The sequence below is a fragment of the Streptomyces sp. WZ.A104 genome (genome assembly GCF_002382885.1).
Taxonomy (GTDB): domain Bacteria; phylum Actinomycetota; class Actinomycetes; order Streptomycetales; family Streptomycetaceae; genus Streptomyces.
Genome location: NZ_NWVL01000034.1, coordinates 55,458 through 74,057 on the forward strand (window position 1 = coordinate 55,458; position 18,600 = coordinate 74,057).

At 71.6% G+C, this 18,600-nt stretch carries 17 protein-coding genes; 10 read left to right on the forward strand and 7 right to left on the reverse strand.

Annotated elements, in window-relative coordinates; all coding sequences use genetic code 11:
- Positions 1–4 precede the first annotated feature (4 nt).
- The 3 genes from CIB93_RS19510 to CIB93_RS19520 all read left to right on the forward strand — a co-directional run bounded on the left by CIB93_RS19510 (position 5) and on the right by CIB93_RS19520 (position 2,705).
- Positions 5–514: a MarR family winged helix-turn-helix transcriptional regulator gene (locus CIB93_RS19510; RefSeq protein ID WP_096628421.1), complete on the forward strand. Its 510-nt coding sequence runs from the start codon at positions 5–7 to the stop codon at positions 512–514.
- Between the two features lie 67 nt (positions 515–581).
- Positions 582–908, forward strand: coding sequence for a DUF3817 domain-containing protein (locus CIB93_RS19515; protein WP_096628423.1), 327 nt, complete (start codon positions 582–584; stop codon positions 906–908).
- A gap of 96 nt (positions 909–1,004) precedes the next feature.
- On the forward strand, positions 1,005–2,705 hold the full coding sequence (locus tag CIB93_RS19520) for a methylmalonyl-CoA mutase (RefSeq protein ID WP_096628424.1): 1,701 nt from the start codon (positions 1,005–1,007) through the stop codon (positions 2,703–2,705).
- A 31-nt stretch (positions 2,706–2,736) separates the two neighbouring features.
- Here CIB93_RS19520 and CIB93_RS19525 read toward each other — a convergent pair whose 3' ends face one another.
- Together CIB93_RS19525 and CIB93_RS19530 are read right to left on the reverse strand one after the other, a co-directional pair.
- Positions 2,737–4,140, reverse strand: a complete 1,404-nt coding sequence (locus CIB93_RS19525) for a cell wall metabolism sensor histidine kinase WalK (RefSeq protein ID WP_096628426.1) — start codon at positions 4,138–4,140, stop codon at positions 2,737–2,739.
- A complete protein-coding gene (locus CIB93_RS19530; RefSeq protein WP_179500170.1) occupies positions 4,137–4,841 on the reverse strand; it encodes a response regulator transcription factor in 705 nt (234 codons plus the stop codon). Before CIB93_RS19530 ends, CIB93_RS19525 begins: the two co-directional genes overlap by 4 nt.
- A 64-nt stretch (positions 4,842–4,905) precedes the next feature.
- Here CIB93_RS19530 and CIB93_RS19535 point away from each other — a divergent pair, with 64 nt between their 5' ends.
- The gene (locus CIB93_RS19535; protein WP_096628427.1) at positions 4,906–6,150 is read left to right on the forward strand and encodes a glycosyltransferase; all 1,245 of its coding nucleotides are present in this window, start codon (positions 4,906–4,908) and stop codon (positions 6,148–6,150) included.
- On the forward strand, positions 6,147–7,151 hold the full coding sequence (locus CIB93_RS19540; RefSeq protein WP_096628429.1) for a GDP-mannose 4,6-dehydratase: 1,005 nt from the start codon (positions 6,147–6,149) through the stop codon (positions 7,149–7,151). The genes CIB93_RS19535 and CIB93_RS19540 overlap by 4 nt, the downstream gene beginning before the upstream one ends.
- 8 nt (positions 7,152–7,159) lie before the next feature.
- Here CIB93_RS19540 and CIB93_RS19545 read toward each other — a convergent pair whose 3' ends face one another.
- A complete protein-coding gene (locus tag CIB93_RS19545) occupies positions 7,160–7,786 on the reverse strand; it encodes a TetR/AcrR family transcriptional regulator (RefSeq protein ID WP_096628430.1) in 627 nt (208 codons plus the stop codon).
- A gap of 404 nt (positions 7,787–8,190) precedes the next feature.
- Here CIB93_RS19545 and CIB93_RS19550 point away from each other — a divergent pair, with 404 nt between their 5' ends.
- The 4 genes from CIB93_RS19550 (at position 8,191) to CIB93_RS19570 (ending at position 12,442) form a co-directional block, all read left to right on the forward strand.
- Positions 8,191–9,159 carry a tetratricopeptide repeat protein gene (locus CIB93_RS19550; RefSeq protein WP_096628432.1) on the forward strand — a complete coding sequence of 323 codons (969 nt, stop codon included), beginning with the start codon at positions 8,191–8,193 and terminating at the stop codon, positions 9,157–9,159.
- Between the two features lie 648 nt (positions 9,160–9,807).
- Entirely contained in the window at positions 9,808–10,461 is a 654-nt protein-coding gene (locus tag CIB93_RS19560; protein WP_096628433.1) for a DUF6230 family protein, read from the forward strand.
- A 96-nt stretch (positions 10,462–10,557) separates the two neighbouring features.
- Entirely contained in the window at positions 10,558–11,118 is a 561-nt protein-coding gene (locus CIB93_RS19565) for a DUF6114 domain-containing protein (protein ID WP_096628435.1), read from the forward strand.
- On the forward strand, positions 11,108–12,442 hold the full coding sequence (locus CIB93_RS19570) for a hypothetical protein (protein ID WP_096628436.1): 1,335 nt from the start codon (positions 11,108–11,110) through the stop codon (positions 12,440–12,442). Before CIB93_RS19565 ends, CIB93_RS19570 begins: the two co-directional genes overlap by 11 nt.
- 91 nt (positions 12,443–12,533) lie before the next feature.
- Here the strand turns inward: CIB93_RS19570 and CIB93_RS19575 are convergent, their stop codons facing one another.
- Positions 12,534–12,740 carry a hypothetical protein gene (locus CIB93_RS19575; protein WP_096628438.1) on the reverse strand — a complete coding sequence of 69 codons (207 nt, stop codon included), beginning with the start codon at positions 12,738–12,740 and terminating at the stop codon, positions 12,534–12,536.
- Between the two features lie 369 nt (positions 12,741–13,109).
- Between CIB93_RS19575 and CIB93_RS19580 the strand changes: the two genes are divergently transcribed.
- Positions 13,110–13,454, forward strand: a complete 345-nt coding sequence (locus CIB93_RS19580) for a hypothetical protein (protein ID WP_096628439.1) — start codon at positions 13,110–13,112, stop codon at positions 13,452–13,454.
- A gap of 90 nt (positions 13,455–13,544) precedes the next feature.
- Here CIB93_RS19580 and pyk read toward each other — a convergent pair whose 3' ends face one another.
- From pyk to pta, 3 genes are all read right to left on the reverse strand, one after another.
- On the reverse strand, positions 13,545–14,972 hold the full coding sequence (pyk, locus tag CIB93_RS19585) for a pyruvate kinase (RefSeq protein WP_096628441.1): 1,428 nt from the start codon (positions 14,970–14,972) through the stop codon (positions 13,545–13,547).
- Positions 14,973–15,046: 74 nt separating this feature from the next.
- The gene (locus CIB93_RS19590; protein WP_179500171.1) at positions 15,047–16,288 is read right to left on the reverse strand and encodes an acetate kinase; all 1,242 of its coding nucleotides are present in this window, start codon (positions 16,286–16,288) and stop codon (positions 15,047–15,049) included.
- Positions 16,289–16,326: 38 nt separating this feature from the next.
- The gene (pta, locus tag CIB93_RS19595; RefSeq protein WP_096628444.1) at positions 16,327–18,408 is read right to left on the reverse strand and encodes a phosphate acetyltransferase; all 2,082 of its coding nucleotides are present in this window, start codon (positions 18,406–18,408) and stop codon (positions 16,327–16,329) included.
- Positions 18,409–18,600: the final 192 nt, after the last annotated feature.

Consider the following 18,600-nt stretch of genomic DNA (forward strand, 5'->3'; position numbering starts at 1 on the left):
TGCCGTGCCGAAGCCGCTCAGCCTTCCCTTCGATCCCATCGCCCGCGCCGAGGAACTCTGGCGGCAGCGCTGGGGACCCGTGCCCTCGATGGGGGCGATCACCTCGATCATGCGGGCCCAGCAGATCCTGCTCGCCGAGGTCGACGCCGTCGTCAAGCCGTACGGGCTGACCTTCGCCCGGTACGAGGCGCTGGTGCTGCTCACCTTCTCCAAGGCGGGCGAGCTGCCGATGTCGAAGATCGGGGAGCGGCTGATGGTGCACCCCACGTCGGTGACCAACACCGTGGACCGGCTGGTGAAGTCCGGTCTGGTCGGCAAGCGCCCGAACCCCAACGACGGCCGCGGCACGCTCGCCTCCATCACCGACAAGGGCCGCGAAGTCGTCGAGGCGGCCACCCGGGACCTGGTCGCCATCGACTTCGGGCTCGGCGTGTACGACTCCGAGGAGTGCGCCGAGATCTTCGCCATGCTGCGGCCGCTGCGGGTGGCGGCCCAGGACTTCGAGGAGAAGTGAGCGCGGCCCCCGGCGGGGCGGGGGCCCGCGCGAAGATCGCCCCGGCCGCCCGGCTACGCTCGTCGGCATGAAACAGAACGTGCTCACCCGCTACCGGGTGATGGCCTACGCCACCGCCATCTGGCTGCTCGTGTTCACTGCGGCGATCATCGCGAAGCGCGGGTTCGGGATCGGCGACACCGTGCTGATCTCCCAGGTCCACGGCGTGCTGTTCATCGTCTACGTCGTCTTCGCCTTCGATCTCGGCTCCAAGGCGAAGTGGCCGTTCGGCAAGCTCCTGTGGGTGCTGGCGGCGGGCTGCATCCCCTTCGCCTCCTTCTTCGTCGAGCCGAAGATCAGCCGTGAGGCCCAGGAGCTGGTCACCAAGCCCGCCCCGGCGGCCGCGAAAGCCTGACCGAACCGCTCCGCGGCTCGACCCCGACCGCCCCGCGCGAAAGCGCCGGGCGGTTTGCCATCGACATTTACTAGGACGTCCTAGTAAATTCGAAGCATGGACGCTGACGCGATCGAGGAAGGCCGCCTCCGCTGGCAGGCCCGCTACGACAAGGCCCGCAAGCGTGACGCGGACTTCACCACGCTCTCCGGGGACCCGGTGGAGCCCGCGTACGGGCCCCGCCCCGGCGACACGTACGAGGGATTCGAGCGGATCGGCTGGCCGGGGGAGTACCCCTTCACCCGGGGCCTGCACGCCACCGGCTACCGGGGCCGCACCTGGACCATCCGCCAGTTCGCGGGGTTCGGCAACGCCGAGCAGACCAACGAGCGCTACAAGATGATCCTGGCCGCGGGCGGCGGTGGGCTCAGCGTCGCCTTCGACATGCCGACGCTCATGGGCCGCGACTCCGACGATCCGCGCTCGCTCGGCGAGGTCGGCCACTGCGGGGTCGCCATCGACTCCGCCGCCGACATGGAGATCCTGTTCGGTGACATCCCCCTCGGTGACGTCACCACCTCCATGACGATCAGCGGCCCCGCCGTCCCCGTCTTCTGCATGTACCTGGTCGCGGCCGAGCGCCAGGGCATCGACCCCGGGGTGCTCAACGGCACGCTCCAGACGGACATCTTCAAGGAGTACATCGCGCAGAAGGAGTGGCTCTTCCAGCCCGAGCCCCATCTGCGCCTCATCGGCGACCTGATGGAGCACTGCGCCCGCGACATCCCCGCCTACAAGCCGCTCTCCGTCTCCGGCTACCACATCCGCGAAGCCGGGGCGACGGCCGCGCAGGAGCTGGCGTACACCCTGGCCGACGGCTTCGGCTACGTGGAGCTGGGCCTCTCCCGGGGCCTGGACGTCGACACCTTCGCCCCCGGGCTCTCCTTCTTCTTCGACGCGCACCTCGACTTCTTCGAGGAGATCGCCAAGTTCCGCGCCGCCCGCCGCATCTGGGCCCGCTGGATGAAGGAGACGTACGGCGCCAGGACCGACAAGGCGCAGTGGCTGCGCTTCCACACCCAGACCGCCGGGGTCTCCCTCACCGCGCAGCAGCCGTACAACAACGTCGTCCGCACGGCGGTGGAGGCTCTCTCCGCCGTCCTCGGCGGCACGAACTCGCTCCACACCAACGCCCTCGACGAGACGCTCGCCCTGCCCTCCGAGCAGGCCGCCGAGATCGCCCTGCGCACCCAGCAGGTGCTCATGGAGGAGACCGGCGTCGCCAATGTGGCCGACCCGCTGGGCGGCTCCTGGTACGTGGAGCAGCTCACCGACCGGATCGAGGCCGAGGCCGAGAAGATCTTCGACCAGATCAAGGAACGCGGCACCCGGGCCCATCCCGACGGGCAGCACCCCATCGGGCCGATGACCTCCGGCATCCTGCGCGGCATCGAGGACGGCTGGTTCACCGGCGAGATCGCGGAGTCCGCCTTCCGCTACCAGCAGGCCCTGGAGAAGGGCGACAAGCGGGTCGTCGGCGTCAACGTCCACCACGGCTCGGTCACCGGCGACCTGGAGATCCTCCGGGTCAGCCACGAGGTCGAGCGCGACCAGGTCAGCCAGCTCGCCGACCGCAAGGCCGCCCGCGACGACGCGAAGGTCACCGCCGCCCTGGACGCGATGCTGGCCGCCGCCCGCGACGGCTCGAACATGATCGCGCCGATGCTGGACGCGGTACGGGCAGAGGCCACGCTCGGCGAGATCTGCGGGGTGCTGCGCGAGGAGTGGGGCACGTACACGGAGCCGCCGGGCTTCTGAGAGCGGTGGGGAGGGCCTCAGCCCTTGCCGGTCATGGGCCCTCCCCCCGGAACGTCAGCACGAACAGCGCACCGCCGCCCGGCGCCGCCCGTACCGTCAGCTCCGCCCCGTGCGCGCGGGCGATCTGCCGGGCCATCGCCAGCCCCAGCCCGGAGCCGGGCAGGGCACGTGCCGCCTCGGCCCGGTAGAAGCGGTCGAAGACATACGGGAGGTCCTCGGCCGCGATCCCCGGGCCGTGGTCCCGGACGGTCAGCTCAACGCCGCCCCCGTACGAGGCGAGCCCCACCTCCACCGGCGCGTCCGGCGGGCTGAACTTGGCCGCGTTGTCCAGCAGGTTCGTCAGCAGCCGGGCCAGCCGCGCCGGTACCCCGGGCCGCGTCGCCTCCGCCGCCCCCGGCCTCATGTCCAGCGAGAACCGGACGCGCGGCCAGTGCGTACGGGCCGTGGCCACCGCGTGCTCCGCCAGCCCCGCGATCCGTACCTCCTCCAGCAGCGGCAGCGGCTCCTCGTCCCGGGCCAGCTCGATCAGGTCGTTCACCAGCCCGGTCACCTCCCGGATCTGCCGCCCCAGCGCCCCCGACGCCCGCTCCCGCTGCGCGGGCGTCAGCCGGTCCGCGCGGGCCAGCAGCTCCGCGTTGGTGCGCAGCGCGGTCAGCGGGGTCCGCAGCTCGTGCGAGGCGTCCGCGACCAGCCGGCGCTGGGAGCTCACCGACTGCTCCAGCTCCCCGAGCATGGTGTTGAAGCTGGCGGCCAGGCGCGTCACCTCGTCCTGGCGCCCGGGCGGGCCCGGCGGCAGCTCGATGCGGTGGCGCGGGTCCCGGGTCGCCGCGATCCGCTCGGCGGTCGAGGTCAGTCGGGCCACCGGGGCCAGACCGGTGCGCGAGACCGCGTACCCGAGCAGCCCAGCCAGCAGGACGCCCGCCCCGCCGACCGCCGCGAGCAGCACGGCCGCCTGCCGCACACCCCGCTCCACCGGGTCCGCGCGCAGCGCCACCTGGAGCGCCCGCCCGTCCCCGAACGGGGTCGTCAGCATCCGCAGCGGCTGCCCGAAGCGGGTGGCATTGCTGAAGTACGGGGCCCGCGTCCCCGCCGCCACCTCCCGTACGGGGGCGGAGACGGGCAGCAGATAGGCGGCCTCCGGGTCCGATGCCGGGTCGGCCGGGACCACCTGGGCGCAGGCCGGGGCGGAGAGGAAGCGGCACTCGCCCGCCACGATCTGCGGGCCCTGGCCCCGGTTCTCCTGGATCACCCGGGTCGCGGACTGGGTGAGCGACAGGTCCAGCTGATGCAGGAGCTCGTAGCGGATCACGAAGAACGCCGCCGCGCACACCCCGACGGCGACCAGCGCCACCGCCGCCGAGGCCGCGAGCGCCAGGCGCGTACGCAGCGGCCGCCTGCGCCGCCAGCGGGCGCCCAGCCGCCGCACCCCGCTCACGCCACGTCCAGCCGGTAGCCGAGCCCGTGCACGGTGTGGACGAGGCGCGGTTCGCCGCCCGCCTCCAGCTTGCGGCGCAGATAACCCACGTACACCGCGAGCGAGTTGGAGTCCGGGCCGAAGTCCTGGCCCCAGACCCGCTCCAGGATCACCTCGCGCGGCAGCACCTGGCCCGGGTGCCGGAGCAGCAGCTCCAGCAGGGCGGCTTCGGTGCGCGAGAACTCCACCGGGCGGCCGCCGCGACGCCCGGTCCGGGCCACCGGGTCCAGCGTCAGATCCGCGAAGGACAGATCCCCGTCCGGGGCGGGCGGCGCGGCCCGCCGCAGCAACGCCCGCACCCGCGCCACCAGTTCGTCCAGCGCGAACGGCTTCACCAGATAGTCGTCGGCCCCCGCCTCCAGCCCGTCCACCCGCTCGGCCACCGACGACAGCGCCGTCAGGACCAGCACCGGCGTCCGGTCCTCCATCGCCCGCAGCCTCCGGCAGACCGCGAGTCCGTCGAGCACCGGCATCATCACGTCCAGGACCAGCGCGTCCGGCTGCCAGGCCGCCACCGCCGACAGCGCCGCCAGACCGTCGCCGACGCCCCGGACCTCGTACCCCTCGACCCGCAGCCCGTCCTCGACGGCGGCCCGCACTTCCGGCTCGTCCTCGGCCACCAGAATCCTGCTCGTACTCCGCGTGCCGCTCATGCCGTTCATACCCCGAAGACTGCCAAACCGGACTCTTAGAACCTTCTTAAGCCGCACCCCGAGAGTGGCGGCCATGCGCACACCACTCTCCGTCGTGATCGGTGCGGGCGGCACCGGCGGTCACATCTACCCCGGTCTCGCCCTCGCCGAGGCCCTGCGCCGCGCCGACCCGGACGCGGTCATCTCCTTCATCGGCACCGAACGCGGGCTGGAGACGACCCTGATCCCGGCCGCCGGATACCGGCTGCACACCGTCGACATGATCCCCTTCGACCCCGCCCTCGGCGCCAGGCGCTTCCTCCTCCCGGCCGCGCTGCTGCGCTCCGGCGCCCAGGCCCGCTCGATCCTGCGTACGCAGAAGGCCCAGGTCGTCGTCGGCATGGGCGGCTATCCGAGCGCCCCGGCGATCGTCGGGGCCAGGATGGCCGGACTGCCCAGCGTGATCCACGAGTCCAACGCCGTCCCGGGCCGGGCCAACCAGTTCGCCGCCCGGCTCACCGAACACCTCACCGTCGCCTTCGACGGCAGCCGGGCCCATCTGTCGGGCGGCGAGCGGGCGCAGACCGTCGGCATGCCGATCGCCGCGTCGCTGGCCGCGCTGGACCGGCCCGCCCTGCGGGAGGAGGCCCGGCGCGCCTTCGGGATACCCGAGGGGGCGCGGGTCGTCCTCTTCAACGGCGGCAGCCTCGGCGCGGCCCGCCTCACCGCCGCCGCCGTGGGCCTCGCCGCCCGCTGGCGGGGCCGCGGGGACGTCCACCTCCTGATCAAGACGGGCCCGGCCGCGCTCGCGGAGACCCGGCGGCAGCTGGCCGAGGCGGGGGCGGGGACGGGGGCCGGTGTGGGGCCTGTCGCGCAGGGGCCGGCCGCGCCGGGGGCGTCCGGTCCGGAACTGGCCGACGCGGGCGCGGGGCCCGTAGCCCGGGCGGTGCCCTACCTCGACCGGATGGACCTCGCCTACGCGGTGGCCGACCTGGTGGTCTGCCGGGCGGGCTCGGCCACGATCGCGGAGCTGGCCACGACCGGGGTGCCCGCCGTCCTCGTGCCGTACCCGCACGCCCCCGGTGACCACCAGACCCACAATGCCCGGGTCCTCTCCGACGCGGGCGCCGCCCACCTCGTCCCCGACGCCGAGGCCACCGCCGACCGGCTGGCCGGACTGATCGACCCGCTGCTCGCCGACCCGGCCCGGCTCGCGGTGATGGGGCGGGCGGCAGACCCGGGCAACCACGCCCGCGCCGCCGACCTGCTCGCCGAGACGGTCCGCCGCCTCGCCGCCACCTCCGTACGACCCTCCGACGCAAGGGAGTTCACCTCATGAAGGACATCATCGACTGGAACGGCCGCACGGCCCTCGTCACCGGGGCCGAGGGCTTCATCGGCTCCACCCTCGTGGACCTGCTCGTCGAACGCGGGGCGCGCGTCAAGGCGTTCGTCCACTACAAGCCGTACGCGGAGAAGGGTCACCTCGCCCGCTACCTCGACGACCCGAACGGCCCGGTCGAGATGATCGCCGGGGACGTCGGCGACGCGGGACGCGTGATGGACGCGGTCGAGGGCTGCGACACGGTGTTCCACCTCGCCGCGCTCATCGGCATCCCCTACAGCTACGACTCCCCGGGCGCGTACGTCCGCACCAACGTCGTCGGCACCGAGAACATCGCCGAGGCCTGCCGCCGCCACTCCGTACGCCGTCTCCTGCACACCTCCACCAGCGAGGTCTACGGGACCGCGCTCACCGCCCCGATCAGCGAGGACCACCCGCTCCAGCCGCAGTCGCCGTACTCCGCCTCCAAGATCGGCGCGGACATGATGGCGCTCTCCCACTGGCACGCCTTCGAGCTGCCGGTGACGGTCGTGCGGCCGTTCAACACGTACGGGCCCCGCCAGTCCGCCCGCGCGGTCATCCCCACGATCCTGGCCCAACTGCACTCCGGGGCCCGGGAGATCCGGCTCGGTTCGCTGACCCCCACCCGTGACTTCACCTACGTCACCGACACCGCGGCCGGTTTCCTGGCGCTGGCCGACTGCGACCGGGCACTGGGGGAGAGCGTCAACCTCGGCACCGGCCGGGAGATCTCGGTCGGGGACCTGGCGAAGGCCCTCGTCACCGCCTCCGGCCGGGACGCCGAGATCGTCGTGGACCCGGCGCGGCTTCGGCCCTCCGGCAGCGAGGTGCACCGGCTGGTCTCCGACAACACCCGGGCCCGGACGTGGGCCGGCTGGGAGCCCGAGGTCACCCTGGAGGAAGGGCTGGAGCGGACGTCGGCCTGGGTGGCGGAGCACCTCCACCTCTTCGCCCCCGACCGCTATCAGGTCTGACGGCGGAGCTACTCCGCCTGGGCGCCGGACAGCCCCAGCAGCAGCAGCGAGGTGAAGCCGCTCGCCCACTCGGCGTCCACCGGCTCCGCGCTCACCAGCGTGCGGTGCACCACCGCACCGGCGATCACATCGAAGATCAGGTCCGCGTTGCGGGCTGCCGTCGAGGCGTCGTCCTCGTAGCGCAGCTCGCCGCGGGCCTGGGCGCGTTCCCGGCCGAGCAGCACCAGCCGCTTCTGCCGGTCCACGATCGCCGAGCGGATCCGGCGGCGCAGCGAGTCGTCCCGGGTGGACTCGGCGACCACCGCCATCAGCGCGGTCCGGGTCTCCGGCCGCTCCAGCAGCGCGGCGAACTGGAGCACCACGCCCTGCACATCGGCCGCCAGGCTGCCGCGGTCGGGAAGCTCCAGCTCGTCGAAGAGCACCGCGACCGCGTCCACGACCAGCTCGTTCTTGCCCGCCCAGCGCCGGTAGAGCGTCGTCTTGGCGACGCCCGCCCGGGTCGCCACATCGCCCATGGTCAGCTTCGACCAGCCGAGATCGACCAGGGACGCCCGCGTCGCCTCAAGGATCGCGGCATCGGCCGCGGTGCTCCGCGGACGTCCCGTTCGGGTGGCTTTGGGGTCGCTGTCGTTCATGATGCGGCGACCATACCGGCCGGTAGGGAGAACCGTTCCGGCTCGGACTCCGTGAGACAGATCACCAGGATCACCTGTGCCGCCGGGCCGATCGGCAGTTACGCTACGGGTCGTAGCGTAAGGAAGGCGGTCGGACCCGCCCCGGACGCCACGTACGAGCGACAGCCACCAGGGCCCTCACGGAGGGCCCGGGCGCCGGGTGGGGACCCGGAGCCACACGGACCGGCCGGATGGGGATCCGGCGGGTCCACCGGGTCTTTCGGGGCCCGGCCAGTTCCACCAGGGCCTTTCAGGGGCCCGGGACCGTCTCGTTCCGCCCGCCCCGCACACCGGCAGGGGCTGCGGACCGGCCCGGTTCTCGTATCGCTTTCCGGATCGGTGTGCTCAGGGGGGAGGATGTACGTATGCAGCCTAGGAACATGTCCATGAGCGGCGTCGTCGACCTCGCCGCTGTCAAGGCGGCCGGCGAGGCCAAGGCCAAGGCGGAGCAGGCCCGCGCGGAGGCCGCCCGCACGGGGGGCACCGGCGCCGTCGCGCCCGCCGCCCTGGTGATCGACGTCGATGAAGCGGGCTTCGAACGCGAGGTCCTCCAGCGCTCCGCCGAGGTCCCTGTCGTCATCGACTTCTGGGCCGAGTGGTGCGAGCCGTGCAAGCAGCTGGGCCCCCTGCTGGAGCGCCTGGCCGCCGAGTACAACGGCCGCTTCCTGCTGGCCAAGGTCGATGTCGACGCCAACCAGATGCTGATGCAGCAGTTCGGCATCCAGGGCATCCCGGCCGTCTTCGCTGTCGTCGCCGGGCAGGCCCTCCCCCTCTTCCAGGGCGCGGCCCCCGAGGCCCAGATCCGCGAGACGCTGGACCAGCTGATCCAGGTCGGCGAGGAGCGCTTCGGCCTCACCGGGATCGCCGTCGACCCGGACGCCACCGCGGACGCCGCCCCGGCCGAGGCGCCGCCCGGCCCGTACGACGCCCTGCTGGAGGCGGCCGCCTCCGCGCTCGACGCCAACGACTTCGGCGGCGCCGTTCAGGCGTACCGGAACGTGCTCGCCGACGACCCGGGCAACCCGGAGGCCAAGCTCGGCCTGGCTCAGGCCGAACTGCTCGGCCGGGTCCAGAGCATGGACCCGCAGGCGGTCCGCAAGGACGCCGCGGACAAGCCGGACGATGTGAACGCCCAGATCGCCGCCGCCGATCTCGACCTGGTCGGCGGTCACGTCGAGGACGCCTTCGGCCGGCTGGTCGAGGCCGTCCGCCGCACCGCGGGCGACGACCGGAACACCGCGCGGCTGCGGCTGCTGGAGCTGTTCGAGGTGATCGGCCCGGAGGACCCGAGGGTCACCGCGGCGCGGACGGCACTGGCCCGCGTCCTGTTCTGACCCTCGTCGATCCGACGAGATCCGCCTGTTGTCCCGATGTGACAAGACGGCCGCGCTACGCCACAGGCAGCGCGGCCGTTTTGCCGTATCGGCGCCGATCGCCGCCGCGGAGCATCTTCGCTTTACCAAATCTTGACAAAGGGACGCGCTGTTACTCGCAGTAAAGCGGGTCGGCGGTTCTGTCCCGTTTCCAGAGAGTTTCCCGCTATTCGGATGTCCCTTTCGTGCCACCCTGCGTCGCCGCGTAATGCCGCCCTGTCGTATCGAGGTTATCGGGCCGTTACTAGCCAGTAACGATCCCTCTTGTGCCGGGGCCGTGAATGCACCACGATCGGCCACGCTCGGTCCAATACCCCCAGCCCGGTCTCCAGCCGGGGCCTGAGGGCCTGTTGGGTCCCCGCCGAGTGGGTCGGCGGCAGTGCCGCCGACCGCGGACAGGGGGGTTCCCGCCGACAGGCGGGGCCTGTCCGACCGGCTGCGCGGAACGCGCGGCCAGTGGTTAGTCGCTCGGGGGTGAACGCCGGTGGATCGGATGCGGGACACGTCTCCGATACGGGCGCTCTCCTTCCCGAGGACGTAGCACTTCTCCCATCCCAGGACGGGCATGACGCCCGGCCGGAGATGTACGTCCGAGAAGAAGGAGCAAATATGAGTTCCCAGGTTCGCGGTGGGACGAGATGGAAGCGTTTCGCTCTGGTCATGGTGCCCAGTGTCGTCGCCACGGCGGCGGTGGGCGTGGGCCTCGCGCAGGGCGCTCTGGCCGCGTCGTTCAGTGTGTCCGGCCAGAGCTTCAAGGTCCGCACCGACAAGCTCGTCGGTGAGGACTTCGTCCAGTACGGCAGCGTCGCTGTCGGCAAGGACCTGAACGGCAAGGACGCCGCGCACCCGGTCGCGGTGTCGGGCTTCAGCAAGGCCACCATCACCAACATGTGCCAGTCGGTGGTGACGCCGAACCTTCCGTTCGGGCTCGGCAGCGTCAGCCTGAAGCTGAAGGCCGGTACGGACCCGAAGAAGCCGGTCGAGGCGACCAACCTCTACCTGGATGTGTCGCAGCTCGACGCGGACGCCGAGTTCAGGAACATCGACATCGGTGTCGCGGCGGGCTCCCTCAAGAAGCCCAACAAGCCGGGGAGCATAGGCATCCAGCCTGGCACCCAGGCCAAGGAAGAGGGCTTCGCGCAGCGCGCCGACGAAGCCGTTCTCACCGACGTGAAGCAGACGGCCTGGGCGACCACGGCCGGCACCTTCAAGCTCAGCAACCTGAGCCTGAGGCTGCACAAGGGCGTCGAGGAGTGCTTCTAAGCACTCGCCCGGGTGACCGGAACGCCCCTGGAGGGCTCTCCGGTCACCCACCCCTTCTCTTCTCACGGCAGTACCGGTTCCAGGGAGCTGTTTTCCATGAGCCCCGAGTCCACAGGGCAGAACGAGCACTACATCCGCGTCATTCAGCGACGCTTCCGCACCTGGCGGGGTAACCGGCCGTTCTGGGCGGGTCTGTTCGCCATCCTGGGCGGTCTACCCATCGCCTACTTTCCCTACGCCAGCATGAAGCTCGGCAATATGACGCTGGCCATGTCCACCACGGCCGGTGCCGGGTCCCTGATCATCGGGGTCCTGCTGGTCACCCTGGGGCTGACGATGTGGTTCCACCACATCGTCCGGGTGTTCGCGGGCGTCGCGGCCATCCTGCTCGCGCTGGTGTCCATACCCGTCGCCAACATCGGCGGCTTCGTCATCGGCTTCCTCTTCGCCCTCATCGGCGGAGCCCTGTCCATTTCCTGGGCCCCCGGCGAGCCGAAGAGCGCGGACGAGGCCCCGCTCGACGAGCAGCCGTACGAGAAGCGTCCCCAGGAACGTTCCGAGGACGCGCTCCAGGGTGCGGCGACCGTTCCCCAGCAGCAGGGCGCCGGGTCCGACACGGCGGCCGAAGCCGACGGGGGGAGCCATCGTGCGGGGTGACGACGGACAGCACATGAACGCGTACCCCGGCGACGACCTCCGCGAGCGCAAGGGCCCTCGTCACGCGGCACCCCGGAAGTCGCTCCTCACCAAGCTCAACCTGCCCAGCGGCAAGAAGGCGCTGGCGCTCGCCGCGATGCCGACCGCCGTCTTCGTGGGCATGGGGCTGACCCCCAAGCTCGCCCTGGCCGACGACGGCACCGACATCCCGTTCGCGCCGGGCCCCTGCGTCACCCGGTCCGACGAGGACCCGAACGCGTCCGAGTCGCCCGATGCCACCCCGTCCCCGTCGGCCACGGCCACGGACCGGGCGGACGAGGACGAGAAGCCGGACGAGGACGAGAAGGCGGGCACGGACGAGTCCGCGACCCCGAAGCCCCCGGCCGGCGGTTCGGCCACCGAGGCCCCTGAGGAGCCCGGGACCGACGCGAAGGGCGACGACGCGGCAGCGGACAAGGCGGCGCAGGCCGCCGAGGAGCCCACCGCGGCACCGACGCCCACCAAGTCGAGGAACCCGCTCGACCCGCTCGGCGTCGGCGACGCCCTCAGGGACCTCTTCGACGGCCCGAACAAGGACACGGACAAGGCCGACGAGAAGCCTGCGGCGTCGGCGAGCCCGTCCCCGAGTCCCACGGCCGACAAGCCGGAGTCCCCGGCCAAGGACGAGGCCGAGGACGCGCCCGACAAGGTGAAGGCCGAGGCCGACAGGACGGCCGACGCCATCCGCGAGGCGGCCGCGAAGGCGGGCGAGGACGTCGAGGAGCTCGACGAGGACGTCAAGGGACTCGACCCCAAGAAGGACGAGGACATCCCGGACGGCGCCAAGCCGCGCTTCCCCTGCCCGGAGCCCGACCCCGGCGCACTGGCCGCGGCCGAGCTGGAGCCCGGCGTCCCGCTGCTCCCGAGCGACCCGTGGACCCTGGAATCGACGCTGCTCACCCTCAGAGGCCTGGACTACCACGGCATCGTCGAGGTGAAGAAGGCGGACGGCAGCATCAAGAAGGTGCTGAAGTTCACCGCCAGCTCCATCGACATCAAGGACCTCCACCAGCTGACCGTCGGCCCCGCGGGCACCACGGGCCATGTGAAGTCGCGGCCCGGTTCCACGTCGACGATCCGCAACGGCACGGTGACGATGTACACGGAGGAGCTGAAGGGCAACCTCTTCGGCCTCATCCCGATCACCTTCAGCCCGGAGACCCCGCCGCCGCTGAACGTCCCCTTCGCCTTCTTCACCAAAGTGAAGGTGACCCAGGCGGGCCAGTTCGGCGGCACGCTCACCGTCCCCGGACTCAAGAACTACCTCGAAGGCGGCAACCGCTAGCAGCCTTCCCCCGATCCCGTCCGGGAGCCGCACAGCGACCGTGGCCCGCACCCCCGCGTCCCGGGGGCGCGGGCCACGGTCGTCGGCGGGCTCAGGGCAGTGTGAAGAGCCGCACGGTGTCCTTGCGGTGGCGCTGGTTCCGGAGCTCATTCCCGCCGCGAGGCGCTTGCCGGCCGGGCTGAACGCCCAGCCGCTCGGCGGAGTTGGGGCAGGTGAAGGCGGTGAGGGACTTCCCCGCGACCGTGTCCCAGACCCGGACGGCCCCTTCGGCGTCGGCACTGGCGAGAGTGCGGCTCAAGGGGGTACGCGGTGACCAGCAGCAGGCGGATGACCTTCACCGCGACCGTCCGTCCGGCCGGAGACATGCCGCGGTGGACCTGCCCCACACCGCCCGCGCCGAGACGTCCCTCGATGCGGTGGGCGCCGATGGTGCGAGGGTCGGAGGGCCGCGGTGCATCCGTCCGGCGCTCTCGCATCTGCCAGGACATATGAGGGCGTTCACGCTCGGAATTCGACCATGATCCGGTACGGCGGGCTGCCCCGTTCGGCTCAGAGGGAATCGATTCGGCGGTGTTCGTTCGGGTGACTGCCTCCGGTGACCGGCATGAACCTGAAGGCGGCCGGGGCAGGGTGGAGCCGCAACCGCTCGCCTACCCAAGGAACACCCGTGCGTCTTCGCAGTACGCTGGCCGCCTCTCTCGGCGCCCTCGCCCTCATCGTGACCGTGCCCAACTCGGCCTGGGCGGCCAACGGCTATTTCGGCTACTCCTACACCGGTGCCGACGGGCAGCGGCAGATCGGCCAGTTGATCGACCCGCCGAGCCGGGAGTGCGTCAACCTGCCCGAGGTGTCCGACCCCGCCGCCTCGGAGCCCGCGCACTCGCCGCGCAATTTCACTGACGCGACCGCCGTTCTCTTCACCGATGCCGACTGCGAGGGCGACCACTTCGCCCTGCGCCCCGGAGGGCGCGCATCCGAGCGGCTGAAGCTCCGTTCGGTGGTCTTCAGCTGACGCCGCGACCGGCTTGTGCCACCGGCCGGTGGCACGACTACGGCCCCCGGGCGTTGGCGCGCCCGGGGGCCGTAGTCGTACAGCGGCGGGTCAGTCCCGCTCGCCGCCCAGGTGGTGGACCCGGACCATGTTGGTGGTGCCGGGGATGCCGGGAGGCGAGCCGGCGGTGATGACCATCGTGTCACCGGTGTTGTAGCGGTTGAGCTTCAGGAGCTCCGCGTCGACCAGGTCGACCATCGCGTCGGTGTTGTCCACGTGCGGGACGACGAACGCCTCGACGCCCCAGCTCAGGGCGAGCTGGTTGCGGGTGGCCTCGTCCGTGGTGAAGGCCAGGATCGGCTGGGCCACGCGGTAGCGGGAGAGACGGCGGGCGGTGTCGCCGGACTTGGTGAAGGCGACCAGGGCCTTGCCGTCGAGGAAGTCCGCGATCTCGCAGGCCGCGCGGGCCACCGAACCGCCCTGCGTACGGGGCTTCTTGCCGGGGACCAGGGGCTGGAGGCCCTTGGAGAGCAGCTCCTCCTCGGCGGCGACGACGATCTTCGACATCGTCTTGACCGTCTCGATCGGGTAGGCGCCCACCGAGGACTCGGCGGACAGCATGACCGCGTCCGCGCCGTCCAGGATCGCGTTGGCGACGTCGGACGCCTCGGCGCGGGTCGGCCGCGAGTTGGTGATCATCGACTCCATCATCTGGGTCGCCACGATCACCGGCTTGGCGTTGCGCCGGCACAGTTCCACCAGGCGCTTCTGCACCATCGGGACCTTCTCCAGCGGGTACTCGACGGCCAGGTCGCCACGGGCCACCATCACACCGTCGAACGCCATGACGACGCCCTCCATGTGCTCGACCGCCTGCGGCTTCTCCACCTTGGCGATGACGGGGACCCGGCGGCCCTCCTCGTCCATCACCTTGTGGACGTCCTTGACGTCGTCGGCGTCCCGGACGAAGGAGAGCGCGACCAGGTCGCAGCCCATCCGCAGGGCGAAGCGCAGGTCCTCGACGTCCTTCTCGGACAGGGCCGGGACGTTCACCGCCGCGCCGGGCAGGTTGATGCCCTTGTGGTCGGAGATGACACCGCCCTCGATGACGATGGTCTTCACCCGGGGGCCCTCGACCGCGACGACCTTCAGCTCGACGTTGCCGTCGTTGATCAGGATCGGGTCGCCCTTGACGACGTCACCGGGCAGACCCTTGTAGGTCGTGCCGCAGATCGACTTGTCGCCGGGGACGTCCTCGGAGGTGATGGTGAACTCGTCCCCGCGGACCAGCTCGACCGGGCCCTCGGCGAACTTCGCCAGCCGGATCTTCGGGCCCTGGAGGTCGGCGAGCACGCCCACGGCGCGGCCGGTCTCGGCGGCCGCCTCGCGGACACGGTCGTAACGGCCCTGGTGTTCCTCGTGGGTGCCGTGACTGAAGTTGAAACGGGCCACGCTCATGCCGGCCTCGATCAGAGCGACGAGCTGCTCATGGGAGTCGACGGCGGGACCGAGGGTACAGACGATTTTGGAACGGCGCATGAGGCGGATCCTATCGGTTTGTTTCGCTGCGGAATATTCCGTCTGGTGGAAGATACAAAGGGGCGCGGGGGTGCTCAGTTGTCGATGCGCACCGGGCCGGCGGCGTCACCCCGCCCGACCAGCGCGAACGTCTGCTCGGCGATCTCCAGCTCCTCGTCCGTCGGTACCACGGCGACTGCCACCCGGGCGTATTCCGGCGAGATCAGCCGCGGCTCCCCGGACCGTACGGCGTTGAGCGAGGCGTCCACCGCCATGCCCAGCTCCTCCAGGCCCGCGATGGCAGCTTCCCGTACCGGGGCCGCGTTCTCACCGACCCCCGCCGTGAACGCCACCGCGTCCACCCGGCCGAGCACCGCCGTGTAGGCGCCGATGTACTTCTTCAGCCGGTGGATGTAGATGTCGAAGGCCAGCGCCGCCCGCTCGTCGCCCTCGTCGATCCGGCGGCGGATCTCCCGCATGTCGTTGTCGCCGCACAGGCCGACCAGCCCGCTCTTCTTGTTCAGCAGGACGTCGATCTCGTCCGTCGACATGCCCGCCACCCGCTTCAGGTGGAAGGTGACCGCCGGATCGATGTCACCGGAGCGCGTACCCATCACGAGCCCTTCCAAGGGGGTCAGCCCCATGGAGGTCTCCACGCACCGCCCGCCCGCGACCGCCGAGGCCGACGCCCCGTTGCCCAGGTGCAGCACGATCACGTTCACCTCCTCCGGGGCCCGGCCCAGCAGCTCGGCCGTCCTCCGTGAGACGTACGCGTGCGAGGTGCCGTGGAAGCCGTAGCGGCGGATGCGGTGCGCGTCGGCCGTCTCCACGTCGATCGCGTACCGCGCGGCAGCCTCCGGCATCGTCGTGTGGAACGCCGTGTCGAACACCGCGACCTGCGGCAGGTCGGGCCGCAGCGCCTGCGCCGTACGGATGCCCGTGATGTTGGCCGGGTTGTGCAGCGGGGCCACCGGGACCAGGCGCTCGATCTCCTTGAGCACCTCGTCGGTGATCACCGTCGGCGCGCTGAACCTCAGCCCGCCGTGCACCACCCGGTGCCCGATCGCGGCGAGTTCGGGGGAGTCGAGGCCGAGGCCGTCCGCCGCCAGCTCCTCGGCGGCCGCCTTGAGCGCCGCGCCGTGGTCCGCGATCCGGCCCGTACGCTCACGGGGCTCCGCGCCACCGCCGGTCAGCGGCGTGTGCGCGAGGCGCGAGGTCTCCTCGCCGATCCGCTCGACCAGGCCCGAGGCGAGCCGGGAGCGGTCGCGCATGTCGAGCAGCTGGTACTTCACCGACGAGGAGCCGGAGTTGAGGACGAGTACGCGGTGCGGTTCCACAGGGGCTGCCGTGCTTTCGTGGTCGGTGGTGGAGTACGTCATACGGGGCGCTCCTCGCCCTGGGCCTGGATCGCGGTGATCGCCACGGTGTTGACGATGTCCTGGACGAGCGCACCGCGCGAGAGGTCGTTGACGGGCTTGCGCAGACCCTGGAGGACCGGGCCGACCGCCACCGCGCCCGCCGAGCGCTGTACGGCCTTGTAGGTGTTGTTGCCGGTGTTGAGGTCCGGGAAGATCAGCACGGTCGCCTGGCCCGCCACCTCCGAGTCGGGCAGTTTCGTCGCCGCGACGGACGGCTCGACCGCCGCGTCGTACTGGATCGGTCCCTCCACCCGCAGCTCGGGCCGTGCCGCCCGGACCCGCTCGGTCGCCTCGCGCACCTTGTCGACGTCCGCGCCGGAGCCCGAGGTCCCGGTGGAGTACGACAGCATCGCGATCCGGGGCTCCACGCCGAACCGGGCCGCGGTCACCGCCGACTGCACCGCGATGTCCGCGAGCTGCTCGGCGTTCGGGACCGGGTTGACCGCGCAGTCGCCGTACACGAGCACCTTGTCGGCCAGGCACATGAAGAAGACGGACGAGACGATCGACGCGTCCGGCTTCGTCTTGATGATCTCGAAGGCCGGGCGGATGGTCGCGGCGGTGGAGTGCACCGACCCGGACACCATCCCGTCGGCCAGGCCCTCCTGGACCATCAGCGTGCCGAAGTAGTTCACGTCCGCCACCACGTCGTACGCCAGCTCCACCGTCACCCCGCGGTGCGCGCGCAGTTGTGCGTACCGCTCGGCGAACCTCTGGCGCAGCTCCGAGGTGTGCGGGTCGATCAGCTGGGTGTCCGCGAGGTCGATGCCGAGGTCGGCGGACTTCTTGCGGATCACGTCCACGTCACCGAGCAGGGTGAGGTCGCAGACGGACCGGCGCAGCAGCACGTCGGCGGCGCGCAGCACCCGTTCCTCGGTGCCCTCGGGCAGCACCACGCGGCGGCGGTCGGAGCGCGCCTGCTCCAGCAGCTCGTGTTCGAACATCATCGGCGTGACCCGCCCGCTGCGGGCCACCGAGATCCGCTCCAGCAGCGCCCCGGTGTCCACATGCCGCTCGAAAAGACCGAGCGCGGTCTCCGCCTTGCGGGGGGTGGCGGCGTTCAACTTCCCTTCGAGGGAGAGGAGTTCGGTCGCGGTGGGGAAAGAGCCGCCGGCCACCGACACCACCGGGGTCCCCGGTGCGAGCCGCGCGGCCAGCGTGAGTATCTCCTCGCCGGGCCGCTCGTCCAGGGTCAGCAGCACACCGGCTATGGGCGGGGTGCCCGCGCTGTGCGCGGCGAGCGAGCCCACCACCAGGTCGGCCCGGTCCCCGGGGGTGATGACCATGCAGCCGGGGGTCAGCGCGTTCAGCAGGTTCGGCAGCATCGCCCCGCCGAACACGAAGTCCAGCGCGTCGCGGGCGAGCCCCGAGTCGTCGCCGAGCAGCACCGTGCCGTTCAGCGCGGAGGTGATCTGGGCGACCGTGGGCGCCGAGAGCGCCGGGTCGTCGGGCAGTACGGAGACGGGTACGGGCAGCCGGGCCGTGAGCCGCTCCGCGATCGCCGTCCGGTCCTCGGCGGCGACCCGGTTCACCACCATGGCCAGCACGTCGCAGCCGAGGCCCGCGTAGGCGCGGTAGGCGTTACGGGTCTCGGCGCGGACGGACTCCGCGTTCTGGCCCTTGCCGCCGACCACCGCGATCACCGAGGCGCCGAACTCGTTGGCCAGCCGGGCGTTCAGCGCCAGCTCGTCGGGGAGCTGGGTGGCGGCGAAGTCGCTGCCGAGGACGAGGACCGCCTCGTAGTCCCGGGCCACCTGGTGGAAGCGGTCGACGAGGCGGGAGACCAGTTCGTCGGTACCCTTCTCCGCCTGCACGGCGGAAGCCTCGTGATAGTCGAGGCCGTAGACGGAGGCCGGGCTCTGGGAGAGCCGGTAGCGGGCCCGCAGCAGCTCGTAGAGGCGGTCGGGTCCGTCGTGGACCAGCGGGCGGAACACCCCGACCCGGTCCACCTGGCGCGTCAGAAGCTCCATGACTCCCAGTTCGACGACCTGACGGCCGTCCCCCCGGTCGATCCCGGTCACGTACACGCTGCGCGCCACGCGAGCTCTCCCGTCGTTGTTCGGTTCCGCTTACCGCGGGGCGTCCGGACGAGCGGTGGTGTTCCGGGCCGTCCCCGTGCTGTTCCCGGCGGTCCGCCGGGTGCGGCATTGGCCAGCATTGCCTCTTGACGATACCTGCGGGGGCAGCTATATCGCCCGCCGGAGGTCCCGGTCCTCCCGGGCGGAGCTCCT